The following is a 14840-nucleotide window of genomic DNA, read 5'->3' on the forward strand; positions in this document are numbered from 1 at the left end:
TTCTCCCATCAGGAGAGGGTTTTCAGCCATTCCGTCATCACTCGCGCCAGCGCCTTCGGCTGTTCCAGCGGGATCATGTGGCCGGTGTGGGCTACCGTCTCCAGCGTCGCGCCGGCGATCCCGCGGTGCAGCTCTTCCGCCTCTTCCCGGCTCCGTAGCCGATCCGCATCCGCCGCCACGATCAGCGTCGGCTGGACAATCTCCCCCAGCCGCTCCAGATCGCCCGCCCGCGCCATCGCCGACTGGCGGTGAAACACCTCGCCGCCCAGCCGCAAGCCCATGTCGCGCACCCGCGCGATCATCGCCTCGTCGTTCGCCAGATCGGGGTGCAGGGACGAGACGATGGCCGGACGGCTCAACCCCTTGAAGGCCTTCGGCGGCGCCTTCAACGACGAACGCCGCTGACGGATCAGCTCCTCCGTATCCCCGCGCGCCGAGGTGGCGATCAGGATCAGGGCCTCCACCCGCTCCGGCGCGATCCGCGCCAGCTCCCGCGCCACATAGCCGCCCATGGAGAAGCCCACGGCGACGAACCGCTCCGGCGCATCGCTCAGGATGGCGGCCGCCATGCTCTCGATATCCTCGCCCCGGCTTAGGTCGGTGGCGACCAGCGGTCCGAACGGCGCCAGATCATCGGTCATGGCGTCCCACAGGGTCGCATCGGCCATGAAGCCGGGAATGAGCAGCAGGGTCATGGCCCCCTCATAGACCCGCCACGCGACAGACGCGACGGGGGAGGTTATGAGGCGCATCCGACTTCTCCTTCGCCCTGCGTGAGCCGACATGACGACCTTCTCCTTCGACGCCCAGGTCACCGCCGCCCTGTTCGACAAGACGGGCGCGATCTTCGCCCTCGGCGACGGCTCGGTGCGGTTCGAGAGCGGCGCCCGCAGCGAGGTCCATGACGGCGCCGTCCTGTGCGCCTGCGTCCACCCCTCGGGCGAGGGGATCGTCACCGGCGGCGACGACGGCAAGCTGGTCTGGAGCCGCGAGGGCGAGGCCGTCCTGCTGGCCCAGACCAAGGGCCAATGGATCGACGCCGTGGCCGCCTCGGCCGAGTCGGGCCTGATCGCCTTCTCCTCGGGCCGCGCGCTGAGCGTGCTGGACGTCAAGGATCCGCACTTCCGCCGCGACTTCCAGCACGAGCGCACCGTCTCGGGCGTGGCCTTTGATCCCAAGGGGCGCCGCATCGCCGCCTCGACCTATGGCGGCGCCTGGCTGTGGTACGCCCGCATCGAGCAGCAGCAGCCGACCAAGCTGGCCTGGGCCGGGTCGCATCTGGCGGTCGGCTTCTCGACCGACGGCGCCTATGTCGTCACCTCGATGCAGGACAACCAGCTGCACGGCTGGCGGCTGAAGGATCAGAAGAACATGCGGATGGGCGGCTATCCGTCCAAGATCAAGAGCTTCGCCTTCATGGCCAAGGGGCAGCTTCTGGCCACCTCGGGCGCGCAGGGCGTGGTGCTGTGGCCCTTCGTCGGCTCGAACGGGCCGATGGGGCGCGAGGCGACCGAGATCGGCTATGACGAGACGACCCTGATCGCCCAGGTCGCCGCCGCCGCAGCCCACGGCCGTCTGGCGGCGGGGCTGGAAGACGGGCGCGTCTGGTGGGCCGATCCGGCCGGGCGCGGCCTGCAGTTCGTCAAACAGGACAAGGGCGCCCCCATCACCGCCCTGGCCATGAGTTCCGGCGCCGCCCGCATCGCCTGGGCGGATGAGGACGGCCACGCCGGCGTGGCCTCGCTCTGAAACAACGCCCTCCTGCCGTCATCCTCGGGCTTGACCCGAGAATCCAGCCTCGCGACGGCGGCTCGGCAAGCGTCGCCGTGATTTCTCAACCTTCCTGAGCCATGCTCCGTCCATGACCCGTGCGAAACACCGCAAGCGGCGGCCGCTCCTGACCCTTCTGCTGATCCTGGCCCTGTTCCCGCTGGCCGGGGTGGCGGTGCATCGCTTCGCGCCGCCGCTGGCGACGATCCTGATGGTCAAGCAGGCGGCGGCCGGGCACGGCATGGACTATCGCTGGCGCTCGCTGGACCGTATCTCGCCGCGTCTGGTCGAGGCGGTGATCGCCGCCGAGGACGCCCGCTTCTGCCGGCACCACGGCTTCGACGTCGAGGCCATCCAGAAGGCGATGGAGGCCAACGAACGCGCCGAACAGCGCGGCTCGGACAAGAGGCGCGGCGCTTCGACCATCAGCCAGCAGACCGCCAAGAACGTCTTCCTGTGGCCCGGCCGCGACTGGGTCAGGAAGGGGCTGGAGGTCGGCTACACCGGCCTGATCGAGATCGGCTGGGGCAAGCGGCGGATCATGGAGATGTATCTGAACGTCGCCGAATGGGCGCCGGGCGTCTATGGCGCCGAGGCCGCCTCGCGCCACTGGTTCGACAAGGGCGCGGACAAGCTGACGGCGCGCGAGGCCGCCCGCCTGGCCGCCATCCTGCCCAGCCCGCGCCGCTACAACGCCGGATCGCCCGGCCCCTATGTCCGCCGTCGCGCCGCCCGCATCCAGGCCGCCATGGGCACGGTGCGCGAACAGGGGTTGGACGCCTGCATCGACCGCCGCTGAAGTCGGCCGTTTCGCAACCCGCCGTTAACCGTGAACGGGGGGCCAAGCCTTAACGGACGCGTGTCATGCTGAGGTCGATTGCGGACCCTTGCGTCCGCGCGCGACGACGGGGTCTGAAGGGTGACACACGGTCTGAAACGAGCCGGGCGGGGCGCACGCCTCTTCGTCCGCCGCCTGATGCGCCAGACCCAGGGCAACGTCGCGCTGATGTTCGCCATCGCCCTGCCGATTCTGATGATGATCACCCTCGGCGCCGTCGATATTCACCAGGCGTCCAAGGTGAAGGCTCAACTCCAGGACGCCCTAGACGCCGCCGCCCTGGCCGCGGCGCGCTCGAAGTACAGCGACGACTTCAACATCAATCGAATCGGCATGGCGGCGTTGCAGGCCAACATGCCGGGTTATTTCGACAAGGACGGAGACACCGCCAGTTTCGTTCTGGTCGACAATCGACGGGTAGAGGCTGAAGCCAGGGTCGATGTGAAGGTGCTGGTCGCCAATGTCTTCCTGCCGCCCTACGGCAAGCTCATGGACGACTACCTTCCGGTCAGCACCAGTTCGCAGGTGTTGCGCGCCTCACGCAATGTGGAGGTGGCGCTGGTGCTGGACATCACCGGTTCGATGTCCGGCTCTCCGCTCACCAGCTTGAAGGAAGCGGCCAAGGAGCTGGTGGGTCTCGTGGTGCAGAAGGAGCAGACGCCCTTTACCTCGCGCGTGGCCCTGGTGCCCTATTCCATGGGCGTGAACCTGGGCGACTACGCCGCTAAGGCGCGGGGGCCGCTGCAGGCGTCGACGGTGATAGAGGGCGCAGATTGGGCGGATGCAGGCAAGTCGCTTTCGCGCGTTTCGGGCGGCACTCTGACCGCCAACAATCACGGGCTGAAAAAGGACGATTACGTCTGGATCAGCGGCGTCAGCAACGCCTCTTCAGGATTGAACAATCGCGTCCATCGCGTGTCGTCTGTGACGACCAATAGCTTCCAAGTTTCCGGCTTTTCGGGCAACGGCCGCAACAATACCGGTAGTTTCCGTCGGTGCTGGGCGCCCGATTGTCAGGTCTGGGTGACATCAACCCAGCACACGCTCTCGACGGGCGATTGGGTGAAGGTTTCGGGCGTTCAGGGCATGAGCGCGCTCAACAACACCTTCCAGGTGAAGAAGATTTCCGACGACCAGTTCAGCGTCGGCCTATGGGGGCCAGAGCAATCCGCCTACTCTAGAGGGGGATCCGTTCAGTGCGGTTATGACGGCTGCGAACGACGCTATTTCATCGGTCGCGACAATCGCACCTTGCGTGACCTGTCTTCGAGCACCTGTGTCAGCGAACGTTTGTGGACCGAACGGAATAGGTCCGGTGCACTGATCCCGACAGACCGCAGTCCAGGCCGAACGTTGGAGCGGGACGAGTGGGGCGGCCGCAACTACCCGCACGGCGACAACCGTTGCCTGAGCAATACGCTCACGCCCTTGACCAATCAGGTTGACGACAAGGGAAGCGTGAAAGGGCTGGACAGTCAGATCGACGCCTATCAGGCGGCCGGTTCGACGGCGGGACAGATCGGCATTGAATGGGGCTGGTATGCGGTCTCGCCGAACTTCAACACCGTCTGGCCTTCCGCCAGCAGCGCCAATCCTTATGACCCCTCCAAGACGCTGAAGGCCGTCGTGCTGATGACGGACGGGGAGTTCAACAACCCCTATTGCCAGGGCGTGATCTCGCATGACGCCCCCAGCAACGGATCCGCCGGCAACGCCAACTATCAGATCAACTGCAGCGCGCCGAACGGCACCCCCTTCGCCCAGTCCGTGGCGCTCTGTGAGGGGATGAAGAAGGAGAATATCGTCATCTACACGGTCGGCTTCAACCTCAGCACCAGCACGGGCGGGGCGGGCGTGGATACGGCCTATGAGGTCATGGATAAGTGCGCCACCAGCAAGGAGCACTTCTTTACGCCGAACAAGAATACCGACCTTAAGGAAGCCTTCCGCGCCATCGGTCGCGATATCACCCGCCTGCGCATCGCGCGCTGACGCAGACAATCGGCGGGCAAGAAAAAGGGCCGGCGGAGCGATCCGCCGGCCCTTCGTGCTTTTCAGTCGTCCCGCCCGGTCAGATCAGGCGGATTTCCTTCAGGCGTTCGGTCAGGAAGTCCTCGGCCAGGATGGTCTTGCCCGCATAGCGGTCCGGGTTGTCAGGCGTGATCGTCGACGGCAGGGTCTCGATCGGGAAGTCCGGGTTGAAGTGCAGGAAGAAGGGCGTCGAATAGCGGGCGAAGCCGCGACGCTCGGGCGCCGGATTGACCACGCGGTGGGTCGTCGACGGCAGGACGTGGTTGACCAGCCGCTGCAGCATGTCTCCGATGTTGACCACCAGCGCCCCCGGCGGCGGGGCGATGTCCAGCCATTCGCCGTCCGAATCCTTCAGCTGCAGCCCGGCCTCTTCGGCGCCCAGCAGCAGGGTGATGACGTTGATGTCCTCATGGGCGCCCGCGCGCACGCCCTCGGCGTCGGCCGGGATCGGCGGATAGTGCAGCAGGCGTAGCACGCTGTTGCCCAGTTGGACCTTGTCTTCGAAATAGGCGTCGTCCAGCTTCAGATAGCGGGCGATGGCCTTCAGGATGCGGCGGCCCAGTTCGTCCAGACCGTCGTACAGGCCGTAGACGTGCTCGCGGAAGCCCGCCACCTCGGTCGGCCAGACGTTGTCACGCATGTACTGGCGATAGGGATGGCCTTCCGGCAGCTCGCGGCCCGTGTGCCAGAACTCCTTCAGGTCCACGGCCTTGGCGCCCTTGGCCGCCTCGACGCCGAACGGGGTCAGGCCGCGCGCGCCGCCCGTGCCGGCCTGGTGATACTGACGCTTCACATCCTCGGGCAGGGCGAAGAAGGCCTTGGCGTCGTTGACGGCGGCGTCGATCAGCCCCTGATCCAGACCGTGGTCCGCGATAACGGCAAAGCCGTAGCGGGCGAAGGAGGCGCCCAGGGCGTCCGAGAAGGCCTGAAAGTCGGCGTCATAGCCCTTCATCGACACCGGGACGATGGCGCGGGTCTTGGCCTGATCTTCGGCGGAGACGGCGGTGAGGGAAGAGGTCACTGTGAAATCAGCCTCTGTGATGGTGAGTATGGCGGCCCTCATACGCCCAATGGGCGCGAAAGGGCAGATGCGGCGCGGCGGACCGTTGGTCCAATGTCAGTCCTGCGGGATGACGGCCCGGATGACGCGCGCAGACGACGGGCGGCCGGCGATGCCGCGCCGGGGGTCGACCACGACCCGCAGATCGCCGCCGGAATAGGTCACGGACGAGCGCTGCCCCTCGATGATAGTGATGCTGCGCAATCGGTCCAGGAAGGGGCGGGCGCTGGGCGACCGGGCGATGCGAACCACCGCGTCGGTGGTGACGATCAGCGCCTCGATGCACAGGGCTTCGGATTCCTGGCCGTCCAGGTTGATGCGCACCAACCGACCCATGGCTTCCGACACCAGGCCGCTGCGTCGCGCCATCAGGTTGAACATCTGCACAGGCCCCAACGACGGGGGGGCCAGGCTGACCGGCGGTCCGGCCAGGGACACGGGCGAGCCGCCGGGCGCGCGGGTCGTATAGACGGTGATGCCGCCGCCGGTGGTGACGCGCAGCACCTGATCGCCGGCGTCGTTGCGATAGATGGTGTCGCCGCGCGGGGCCGAGGACGGCCGCAGCGCCCAGGTCTCGGTCGATCGCTCGAACCGCAGTAGGGTCAGCGACCCCGCCTGGTCCAGGATGAAGGACTGGCCCGCCTCGGAGGTGTAGCGCCCCGGCGGCGGCGTGGTGCGGATGATCGACTGGTCGCGGATGGCCCGACTCTGCTCGGCCTGGGCGTTGGATCGGGTCTGGGCCGTCGCTTCGGCGGCGACAGCCCCGCAGGCAAGGAAAAGGGTAAGCCCCGCCGTCATGCCGGACCGGCGCCAGGCGCGCGCGCGTCTGCTCCTCGCGGCGCGATGCGTCGCGAGGATGAAGGCAGGCGGTTTCTCCGCCACGACTTCGACCGCAGTCCTCATGTTTTCAGAGGTGATACGCGCGAACGGCGGATTTTGGGCGAACGCGGCTTATCCAACCAGGTACTGCCCGCCGTTGAGCGAGAGCGTGCACCCTGTGACATATCCGGCACGCTCGCCCGACAGCCAGGACACCATGTCGGCGATCTCCTCGCCCTTGCCCAGGCGGCCGACGGGGATCTGGGCCACGATGGCGTCCAGCACCTTCTGGTCCATGGCGCCGACCATTTCGGTGTCGATATAGCCGGGTGCGATGCAGTTGACGGTCACGCCCTTGCGCGCGTTCTCCAGCGCCAGCGCCTTGGTGAAGCCGATCATCCCGGCCTTGGCGGCGGAATAGTTGGTCTGGCCGATCTGGCCCTTCTGACCGTTGATCGAGGAGATGTTGACGATGCGGCCGAAGCCCCGGTCGCGCATGCCGTTAATGACCTGGCGCGTCATGTTGAAGACGCTGTCCATGTTGACGCGGATCACGTCGGACCACTGGTCCGCGCTCATCTTGTGGAAGAAGCCGTCGCGCGTGATGCCGGCGTTGTTCACCAGGACGTCGATGGGGCCCAGCTGCGCCTCGACCTCCCTGACCGCCCGCTCGCAATCCTCGAATGAGCCGACGTTGCCCTTCACCACCATGACGCCCAGTTCACGGGCGGTGGCCTCTGCGGCCTCGGTGTTGCCGGAATAACCGGCCGCGACCTGCAGCCCGTCTTCCTTCAGTCGTTGAACGATCGCCTTGCCGATGCCCCGGGTGCCCCCGGTAACGAATGCGGTACGCGTCATGACGTCTCCCTGTCCTGTGCGGCGGTCGTCATGGTTGCGACGCCGTCCGTCTCCCTTGCTGACAGCCTTAGCGCGGCTGGCGGCGAACGAGAAGACGGGGTTATGCCGTCGCGGCCATACGGCCCATGTCGATGACGAAGCGGTAGCGCACGTCCGACCGCTCCATCCGTTCATAAGCTTGGTTGATCTGATCGGGTGCGATCACCTCAATCTCGCACACGATCCCGTGTTCGCCGCAGAAGTCGAGCATCTCCTGCGTCTCGCGAATGCCGCCGATCAGCGAACCGGCGATGCGGCGCCGCCGCCACAGCAGGGGCATGGCGAAGACCGGCAGCCCCTCGGTCGTCAGGCCCAGCATGACCATGGTCCCGTCGCGCGCCAGCAGATTGACGTGGCTGGCGATCTCATGCGTGGCCGAGACGGTGTTGATGATCAGGTCGAACTGCTCGGCCGCCGCCTTCATGGCGTCTGCGTCCGAGTTGATCAGGAAATGCCGGGCGCCCATCCGCTCGGCGTCGGCCTTCTTGCGGTCCGAGGTCGACAGCACCGTCACCTCGGCGCCCAGGGCGGCGGCCAGCTTGACCGCCATATGGCCCAGGCCGCCCAGGCCGATCACCGCCACCTTCGACCCGGGCCCCACGCCCCAGGTCTTCAGCGGCGACCAGGTGGTCACGCCCGCGCACAGCAGGGGCGCGGCCGCATCCAGCGGCAGGCTGTCGGGGATCTTCAGCACGAAGGCCTGATCCACCGTGATGCGGTCGCAATAGCCGCCCTGGGTGATCGTCTGGCCGACGGCCGCGCCCTTGGGATCGCGCGAGCCGTAGGTCTGGGTCATGCCCGGCTCGCAATACTGCTCCAGCCCCTCGCGGCAGGCCGAGCAGGTCCGGCAGCTGTCGACCATGCAGCCGACGCCGACGCGGTCGCCTTGCTTGAAGCGCGTGACGTTCGCGCCGACCGCCGTCACCACCCCGGCGATCTCATGGCCCGGCACGATGGGATAGCGCGTCCCGCCCAGATCATTCTTCACCACATGCAGGTCCGAGTGGCAGACGCCGCAGTATTTGATCTCGATGGCCACGTCGTCCGGGCCGGGATCGCGCCGCTCGAAGCTGTAGGGACTCAGCGGCTGGTCGGCGGCGGTCGCGGCGAAGGCGCGCGTGGCGATGGGCATGGGTTCAGTCCTTCAGCTTGGCGATCAGCGCCTGGGCCGCCGCCGGGTTCCGCACCTTGGCCCCTGAGATGAAGTAGGCGAAGACGTCGCCGCGTTCGGCCCAGCCGCGCGCCTGTTTCGCCACGGCGTCCAACTCTCCTGAGGTCATGCCCGTCGGCTCGTCCTCGCGGCTGGACATCAGCCGGGCGTAGGTAAAGTCGGCCGTCGCCTCGTCGATCTGCGGCCAGGTCGGCTCCTCGTCATCGACCGCATAGACGACGGCCGCGCCGTATTTGCGCGCCAGATCATAGAACTGTTCGGTGGCGAAGGTCGGGTTGCGCACCTCCAGCGCGTGCCGCAGTCGCACGCCGTCCTTCTCCTTGGGCAACAGCTTCAGGAAACCCTCGAAGTCCTCGGGCTCGAACGTCTTGGTCCCCATGAACTGCCAGTTGATCGGCCCCAGCTTGTCGCCCAGCACCGTCAGCCCTTGCGACAGGAACCGCTCGAAGCTCTCGGCGCCGTCGGACAGAACCTTTCGGTTGGTGCAGTAGCGGCTGGCCTTGACCGAAAAGACGAAACCGTCCGGCGTCTCGTCACGCCACTTCGCCCAGCTGTCCGGCTTGAAAGTCGAATAATAGGTGCCGTTGATCTCGATGGAGGTCAGCGCCCGGCTGGCGAACTCCAGCTCCCGCTTCTGCACCAGCCCCTCGGGATAGAAGACCCCGCGCCAAGGCTCGAACGTCCAGCCGCCGACGCCGATATGGATGGATTCCGCCATGAACTAGCCTCCTGATGCAGGCCGTTTGATCGCAGAAATCACCGACGGCGGCTACGGAAAGCGGATGGCGTGAAGGTGCCGAAGCAAGCCCGTCACAATCGCGCAGGAAGGCGACGGTTAGAAAGGCCGAACCCTGCAAGCACCAAGGCTCCCAAAAACTGAAAAACGCGGGTGTTGATCGTTTAGATACTTGGCATGCTCGCAGCTAGGGTGATTTAGCCAACGTCCGCGATGAGTCGAAGTGGTCTCCTTCCCTCATCCGAAACGCGACGGCGCGACCGGTGAGGGCCACGGTTGGCGTCAAACGAAATATATGGTCGTGGCAAGAATGCACGTCACTACAAGCATCGTCACGATGTATCCCATCGTGTGTCGTCGAAAATCTGATTTCATCAAATCTATAGACTGAATTGTTATAAGAATCCCTACAAACATGACGAAAAAGAACACGGCTTTAATGGTGGGGGCGCGAACGAACACGATAAAAAAAGCAGCAAGAGCTGATGTTCTGATTATATCGTTTATCGTTAGTCTTTTCATTGCCTACCGCTCACGCGCCTGCATGGTCTCGAGTTCCATTGTGTGCATTATTCATAGACGAACTCTCAAGCTGATCGAGATTTGAAGCTACGCCCCGACCGAATAGGTAACCCCGCCTTCGTCCGCAACGGGGCGTGAAGCGAAGTTCGCCTCAATCCAGCTTCCGGACAGTAAGCGTATCAGCCAAACGGGCCGCGCCCCGCCTCAGTCCGACACGCAGTCATCCGCCCGGCCGAAGACCACGGCGCGCGGGTTGGGCGGGCGCAGGCGGGCCAGGACGTCGCGGCGGCTGGGCGGTCGGCCCCAGCGGGTGAATTCCAGGCCGTAGCGGCGCAGCGTCGCTTCATGCGGTATCCACAGGGAGTGGCGCGACAACCAGGCGACGCGCGGCGCGATCTCGCCGGGAATCCGGACTTCGGTCTGGAGGGTGGACAGGCCGACCCGGGCGGCGGCGCAGTCTAATATAGCGGGATCGACCCCGCGTGCGGCGTAGAGGGCGCGCGTCCGCCGGGCGCCGCGGGCGATCTCCTCGGGGACGGCCTCGTTCAGCCTTTGATAGTTGGCCTCGATCACCGGTGAGGAGTGGTGAAAGCTGACGAACCCCGCCCGCTCTATGATCCGCGTTGCTCCGGCGGCGAAGACGGCGTTGGCGCAGGCGGACGTGCACTGGCCCCGCACCGTCACGGGCAGCCGCCGCGCCAGGATCACCTCAGCCGCGTCCAGGGCGGCGTTGTCGTCGCCGCCGCCGCTGTCGATGATCAGCCCCTCGGCGTCCTTGTCCGACAGCGCTTCGACCAGGGCCGCGCTGGATGCGGGGTTCAAGGCGCCGCGGAAAACGACCTGCGCTCCTTCGCGCGACAGCAGCCACTGGGGCCTGGTCGGCGCAACAGACATCGGCGCGGAGGATGAGGCGGACGGCGAAGCGGGCGACGCCGTCGCCGCCTGAGGCGGGGCGGCTAAAATCAGGGCGGACGTCACGGCGGCGATGAACGACACGGATCCTCCGGCGCGCTTCCCCCTGGAAGAACGCCACTATGAGCCTGTCGCGGCCTTGCTGTCCAAGCCAAAGACGAGACGATGGCGCGATGGCGACCGGGGGGCTATAGCGCCAGCGTCGCGGGAGTGTCGAAGCGTGCCGGAACTGACGCTGGAAATCATCGCCCTGTTGGGCGTCGCGTCGGTGATCGCCGGCTTCATCGACGCCATCGCCGGGGGCGGGGGGCTGATCTCCTTGCCGGCCCTGCTGTCGGTCGGGCTGAACCCGGTCGCAGCCATCGCCACGAACAAGGTCCAAGGCAGCGTCGGCACGGCCAGCGCCCTGTGGAATTTCTGGCGCAGGGGGCGGGTGGATTTCCGCCTGATCCGTTGGCCCTTGGTTCTCGTCGCGGTCGGGGCGGGACTGGGCGCCTTCGCCGTCACCCTGGTCGACACGCGGTGGCTGATGATCCTGCTGCCCGCGCTGCTGGTCGGCATCGCCCTCTATTTCCTGCTCGGCCCCAAGGCGGCGGACGAGGACGCCCACGCCCGGCTGACGCCGCTGGCCTACGCCTTCGTGGCGGGCGGGATCGGCTTCTACGACGGCTTCTTCGGGCCGGGCACGGGGTCGTTCTTCGCGCTCAGCCTCGTCATGCTGCTGGGCATGGGGCTGACGCGAGCGACGGCGCACACCAAGGCGCTGAACCTGATGAGCAACGTCGTCGGCATCGTCGTCCTGGCGGTCGGCGGCCATGTGGTCTGGGCGCTGGCCGGGATCATGGCGGTGGGCCAGTTCGTCGGCGGCCGCATGGGCTCGCACGCGGCCATGCGCTTCGGCCCGCGGCTGATCCGCCCCCTGCTGGTGGTCATTTCCCTCGCCATGACGGCGCGGCTGCTGTCCGATCCGGCCAATCCGCTGCGGACCATGATCGCCGGCTGGCTGGGCTAGGTCAGTCGGGCTGGATCGCGCGGCCGCCCAGCGCCCTGCGGACGGCGGCCGTCAGCGCTTCGGCCGTGACGGGCTTAGCCAGGTGAAGGTCGGCGCCCGCCTGGGCGGCCTGTTCCTGATGCTCGGCCATGGCGTTGGCGCTCAGCATGATGACCGGCGTGCGCGGGCGCGCCGGGTCGGCGTGCTCGACATCGCGCAGGGCGCGCGTGGCGCTCAGCCCGTCCATCACCGGCATCTGCATGTCCATCAGCACCAGGTCGAACCGCTCAGCGACAAAGGCGGCCGCCGCCTGTTCGCCGTTCTCGACCAGGGTCAGCTCGACGCTGTCCCCCAGGATCAACCGCACCACCCGCTGATTGATCGGATGATCCTCGGCCAGCAGGACGCGGGGGCGAGAGCCGGAAGGCGGCGCGTTCGGCGCCGTTTCCTCGGCGTAGGCCGCGTCGAACTCGGCCAGGGAGGCGATGCGCGTCAGCGGCAGCTCGACCCGGAACCGGCTGCCTTCGCCCAGGGCCGACTCGGCTTCGATGCGCCCGCCCATCATCTCGACCAGGGCCTGGCAGATGGACAGGCCCAGCCCGGCCCCGCCGAAGCGCCGGGTGATGGAGGCGTCGGCCTGGCTGAACCGTTGGAATAGCTGCGCCGCGTGATCGGCGCCGAAGCCGATGCCGGTGTCGCGCACCTCCAGCGTCAGCAGGGCGGCGCCGTCGCCCATGTCCATCAGGTCGATATGTGCGGCGACCTGGCCTCGCGCGGTGAACTTGACGGCGTTGGACAGCAGATTGCTCAGGATCTGGCGGATCCGCACCACGTCGCCGTTGAAGACGCCGCGCGCGGTCTCGGTGCGTTCGAGGCGGAAGGTCAGGCCCTTCTCCTCGGCCAGCCCGCGCAGGGGGGCGATGGCGGGGATCAGGGCGTCGTTCAGGTCGAAGGGACGGGTTTCCAGCGTCATGCGCCCGGATTCGATGCGCGACACGTCCAGGATGTCCGTGACCAGCCGCTCCAGGGTTACGCCCGAACTGCGGACCAGTTCGACCATTTCGGCCTGCTGGGGCGACAGCGGCGTGCGCGCCAGGGCGTCGATGACGCCGATGACCCCGTTCAGCGGCGTGCGGATCTCATGACTCATATTGGCCAGGAAGTCGGACTTGGCGCGGTTGGCGGTCTCGGCCGCGGCCTTGGCTTCGATCAGGGCGCGCTCCGCCGCCGCCTTGGCCGTCACGTCGCGGGCGACGGCGTAGATGCGGTCGCCGAACTTCTGCGCCCGCCATTCCAGGGTGACGTAGCCGCCGTCCTTGTGGCGATAGCGGTTGACGTGGCCCAGCACCGGATCGCCGGGTCGGCGCGTCTCGACTTCGGTCACGCTGCCCAGGGTGCCGGGCAGATCGTCGGGGTGGACCAGGGTCAGTATGGCCAGCCCGACCAGTTCCTCGGGCCGATAGCCCAGGGTCGAGGCCCAGGAGGCGCTGACCCGCACGATCCGCCCCTCCAGGTCGCGGATCACCAGCAGGTCCAGGGACACGTCGAAGAAGGTCGCCAGATCGACCCCGGCGTCAGGCGGCGGCTGCGGCTGTCCCGTCGAGGAAGGGGCGGCGGCCGGAGTGAGGGGCATGGGCGGTCCTGAGGCGCGGTCCTGAAGGCGGGCTGGACCTCACCCTAGCGCCTGCCGGTTAAGGGCGCCTTGCGGCTCGCCCGTCAGGAGAGCTTCAGTAGGCGCAGTCGCGATAGACGCGCCCGACGTCGCCGCCCCATTCGCCGTTGTACAGCTCCAGCAGCCGGTCGGCCGAGGTCACGCCGCTGTCGGCGATGTCTTCCAGTTCGGTGATGTAGCCGCGCTCGTCCACCATGCCGCCGCTGAAGCGGGCGCGGTTCTTCAGGCCCTGCTTGGCGATATTGACCATGTCGACGGCGATGTCGCGCACGCTGCGGCCGTTGACCTCGGCCTTCAGGCCCAGTCGCGTCACGTCGCGGCGCAGGCGCTCATGGTCGGCGATGTCCCAGTCCTTGCACAGATCCCAGGCCGCCGCGAGCGACGGCGCGTCATACAGGATCCCGGCCCACAGGGCGGGCAGGGCGCAGATGCGGCTCCACGGCCCGCCGTCGGCGCCGCGCATCTCCAGATACTGTTTCAGCCGCACCTCGGGGAAGAGGGTGGTCAGGTGGTCGGCCCAGTCCTTGGCCGTGGCGCGATCGCCCGGCAGGGCGTCCAGCTTGCCGTCCATGAAGGCGCGGAACGACTGGCCCGACAGATCGACATAGGTCTCGCCGCGCTTGGCGAAATACATCGGCGCGTCCAGCGCATAGTCGGCGTAGCGTTCGTAGCCGAAGCCGTCTTCGAACACGAAGTCCAGCATTCCTGTGCGGTCCGGGTCGGTGTCGGTCCAGACGTTGGCGCGCGCCGACAGGAAGCCGTTCGGCTTGCCCTCGGTGAAGGGGCTGTTGGCGAACAGGGCGGTGGCGATGGGCTGCAACGCCAGCGACGTGCGGAACTTCATCACCATGTCGGCTTCGCTGTCGAAGTCGAGGTTCGCCTGGATGGTGCAGGTGCGCAGCATCATGTCCAGGCCCAGCTTGCCCTTCTTGGGCATATAGGCGCGCATGATGTCATAGCGGCCCTTGGGCATGACGGGGATGTCCTCGCGTCGCCACATCGGGTCGAAGCCCAGGCCCAGGAAGCCCAGGTTCAATTGGTCCGCGACCTGCTTGACCTCCATCAGGTGCTGGCCGGTCTCGTTGCAGATGTCATGGATGTCCTTCAGCGGGGCGCCCGACAGTTCGAACTGACCGCCCGGCTCCAGACTGATCGAGGCGCTGAAGCCCTCGGCGTTCTTGCGCTCCAGGGCGATGACGCGGCCGGCTTCCTCGACTGGCGACCAGCCGAAGCGCTGAAGGCCCGTCAGCATGGCCAGGATGCCGTTCTCGCCCTCATAGGCGGGGCGGCGCAGGGTCGACTTGTCGAAGCCGAACTTCTCGTGCTCGGCGCCGATGCGCCATTGATCGCGGGGCTTCTCGCCCTTCGACATGGCGTGGATCAGCTGGTCTCTGGAAAGGGGCGCCGTGTCGGACATCTGT

The 14840-nt window shown here is 67.0% G+C and carries 13 protein-coding genes; 4 read left to right on the forward strand and 9 right to left on the reverse strand.

Features of this window, described 5'->3' with window-relative positions:
* Window positions 1-8: 8 nt before the first annotated feature.
* Entirely contained in the window at window positions 9-695 is a 687-nt protein-coding gene (locus tag EGK63_RS09380; RefSeq protein WP_125901029.1) for an alpha/beta fold hydrolase, read from the reverse strand.
* Between the two features lie 88 nt (window positions 696-783).
* On the opposite strand from EGK63_RS09380, the gene EGK63_RS09385 reads away from it, so the two are divergent.
* The 3 genes from EGK63_RS09385 to EGK63_RS09395 all read left to right on the forward strand — a co-directional run bounded on the left by EGK63_RS09385 (window position 784) and on the right by EGK63_RS09395 (window position 4600).
* Window positions 784-1749 (forward strand): WD40 repeat domain-containing protein, encoded by a 966-nt coding sequence (locus EGK63_RS09385; RefSeq protein WP_125901031.1) that lies wholly within the window; start codon window positions 784-786, stop codon window positions 1747-1749.
* Window positions 1750-1861: 112 nt separating this feature from the next.
* On the forward strand, window positions 1862-2569 hold the full coding sequence (gene mtgA / locus EGK63_RS09390; protein ID WP_125901033.1) for a monofunctional biosynthetic peptidoglycan transglycosylase: 708 nt from the start codon (window positions 1862-1864) through the stop codon (window positions 2567-2569).
* A gap of 177 nt (window positions 2570-2746) precedes the next feature.
* Window positions 2747-4600 carry a ubiquitin-activating E1 FCCH domain-containing protein gene (locus EGK63_RS09395; protein WP_125901035.1) on the forward strand — a complete coding sequence of 618 codons (1854 nt, stop codon included), beginning with the start codon at window positions 2747-2749 and terminating at the stop codon, window positions 4598-4600.
* Window positions 4601-4679: 79 nt separating this feature from the next.
* Here the strand turns inward: EGK63_RS09395 and EGK63_RS09400 are convergent, their stop codons facing one another.
* The 6 genes from EGK63_RS09400 to EGK63_RS09425 form a co-directional block, all read right to left on the reverse strand.
* Window positions 4680-5702: an isopenicillin N synthase family oxygenase gene (locus EGK63_RS09400; protein WP_125901037.1), complete on the reverse strand. Its 1023-nt coding sequence runs from the start codon at window positions 5700-5702 to the stop codon at window positions 4680-4682.
* A gap of 54 nt (window positions 5703-5756) precedes the next feature.
* Window positions 5757-6497, reverse strand: a complete 741-nt coding sequence (locus EGK63_RS09405) for a DUF4908 domain-containing protein (RefSeq protein WP_234288006.1) — start codon at window positions 6495-6497, stop codon at window positions 5757-5759.
* A 153-nt stretch (window positions 6498-6650) separates the two neighbouring features.
* On the reverse strand, window positions 6651-7376 hold the full coding sequence (phbB, locus tag EGK63_RS09410) for an acetoacetyl-CoA reductase (RefSeq protein WP_003163916.1): 726 nt from the start codon (window positions 7374-7376) through the stop codon (window positions 6651-6653).
* A 100-nt stretch (window positions 7377-7476) separates the two neighbouring features.
* Window positions 7477-8547 (reverse strand): NAD(P)-dependent alcohol dehydrogenase, encoded by a 1071-nt coding sequence (locus EGK63_RS09415; protein ID WP_125901040.1) that lies wholly within the window; start codon window positions 8545-8547, stop codon window positions 7477-7479.
* 4 nt (window positions 8548-8551) lie between these two features.
* Window positions 8552-9304 (reverse strand): DUF72 domain-containing protein, encoded by a 753-nt coding sequence (locus EGK63_RS09420; RefSeq protein ID WP_125901042.1) that lies wholly within the window; start codon window positions 9302-9304, stop codon window positions 8552-8554.
* Window positions 9305-10048: 744 nt separating this feature from the next.
* Window positions 10049-10840 carry a hypothetical protein gene (locus EGK63_RS09425; protein WP_125901044.1) on the reverse strand — a complete coding sequence of 264 codons (792 nt, stop codon included), beginning with the start codon at window positions 10838-10840 and terminating at the stop codon, window positions 10049-10051.
* 136 nt (window positions 10841-10976) lie between these two features.
* Here EGK63_RS09425 and EGK63_RS09430 point away from each other — a divergent pair, with 136 nt between their 5' ends.
* Window positions 10977-11768 carry a TSUP family transporter gene (locus EGK63_RS09430; protein ID WP_125901046.1) on the forward strand — a complete coding sequence of 264 codons (792 nt, stop codon included), beginning with the start codon at window positions 10977-10979 and terminating at the stop codon, window positions 11766-11768.
* A gap of 1 nt (window position 11769) precedes the next feature.
* Here EGK63_RS09430 and EGK63_RS09435 read toward each other — a convergent pair whose 3' ends face one another.
* The gene (locus EGK63_RS09435) at window positions 11770-13380 is read right to left on the reverse strand and encodes an ATP-binding protein (RefSeq protein WP_125901048.1); all 1611 of its coding nucleotides are present in this window, start codon (window positions 13378-13380) and stop codon (window positions 11770-11772) included.
* Between the two features lie 94 nt (window positions 13381-13474).
* Window positions 13475-14836: a glutamate--cysteine ligase gene (locus tag EGK63_RS09440; RefSeq protein ID WP_125901050.1), complete on the reverse strand. Its 1362-nt coding sequence runs from the start codon at window positions 14834-14836 to the stop codon at window positions 13475-13477.
* Between the last annotated feature and the right edge of the window lie 4 nt (window positions 14837-14840).

The sequence above is a fragment of the Brevundimonas sp. 357 genome (assembly GCF_003938605.1).
In the GTDB taxonomy this organism is placed as follows: domain Bacteria; phylum Pseudomonadota; class Alphaproteobacteria; order Caulobacterales; family Caulobacteraceae; genus Brevundimonas.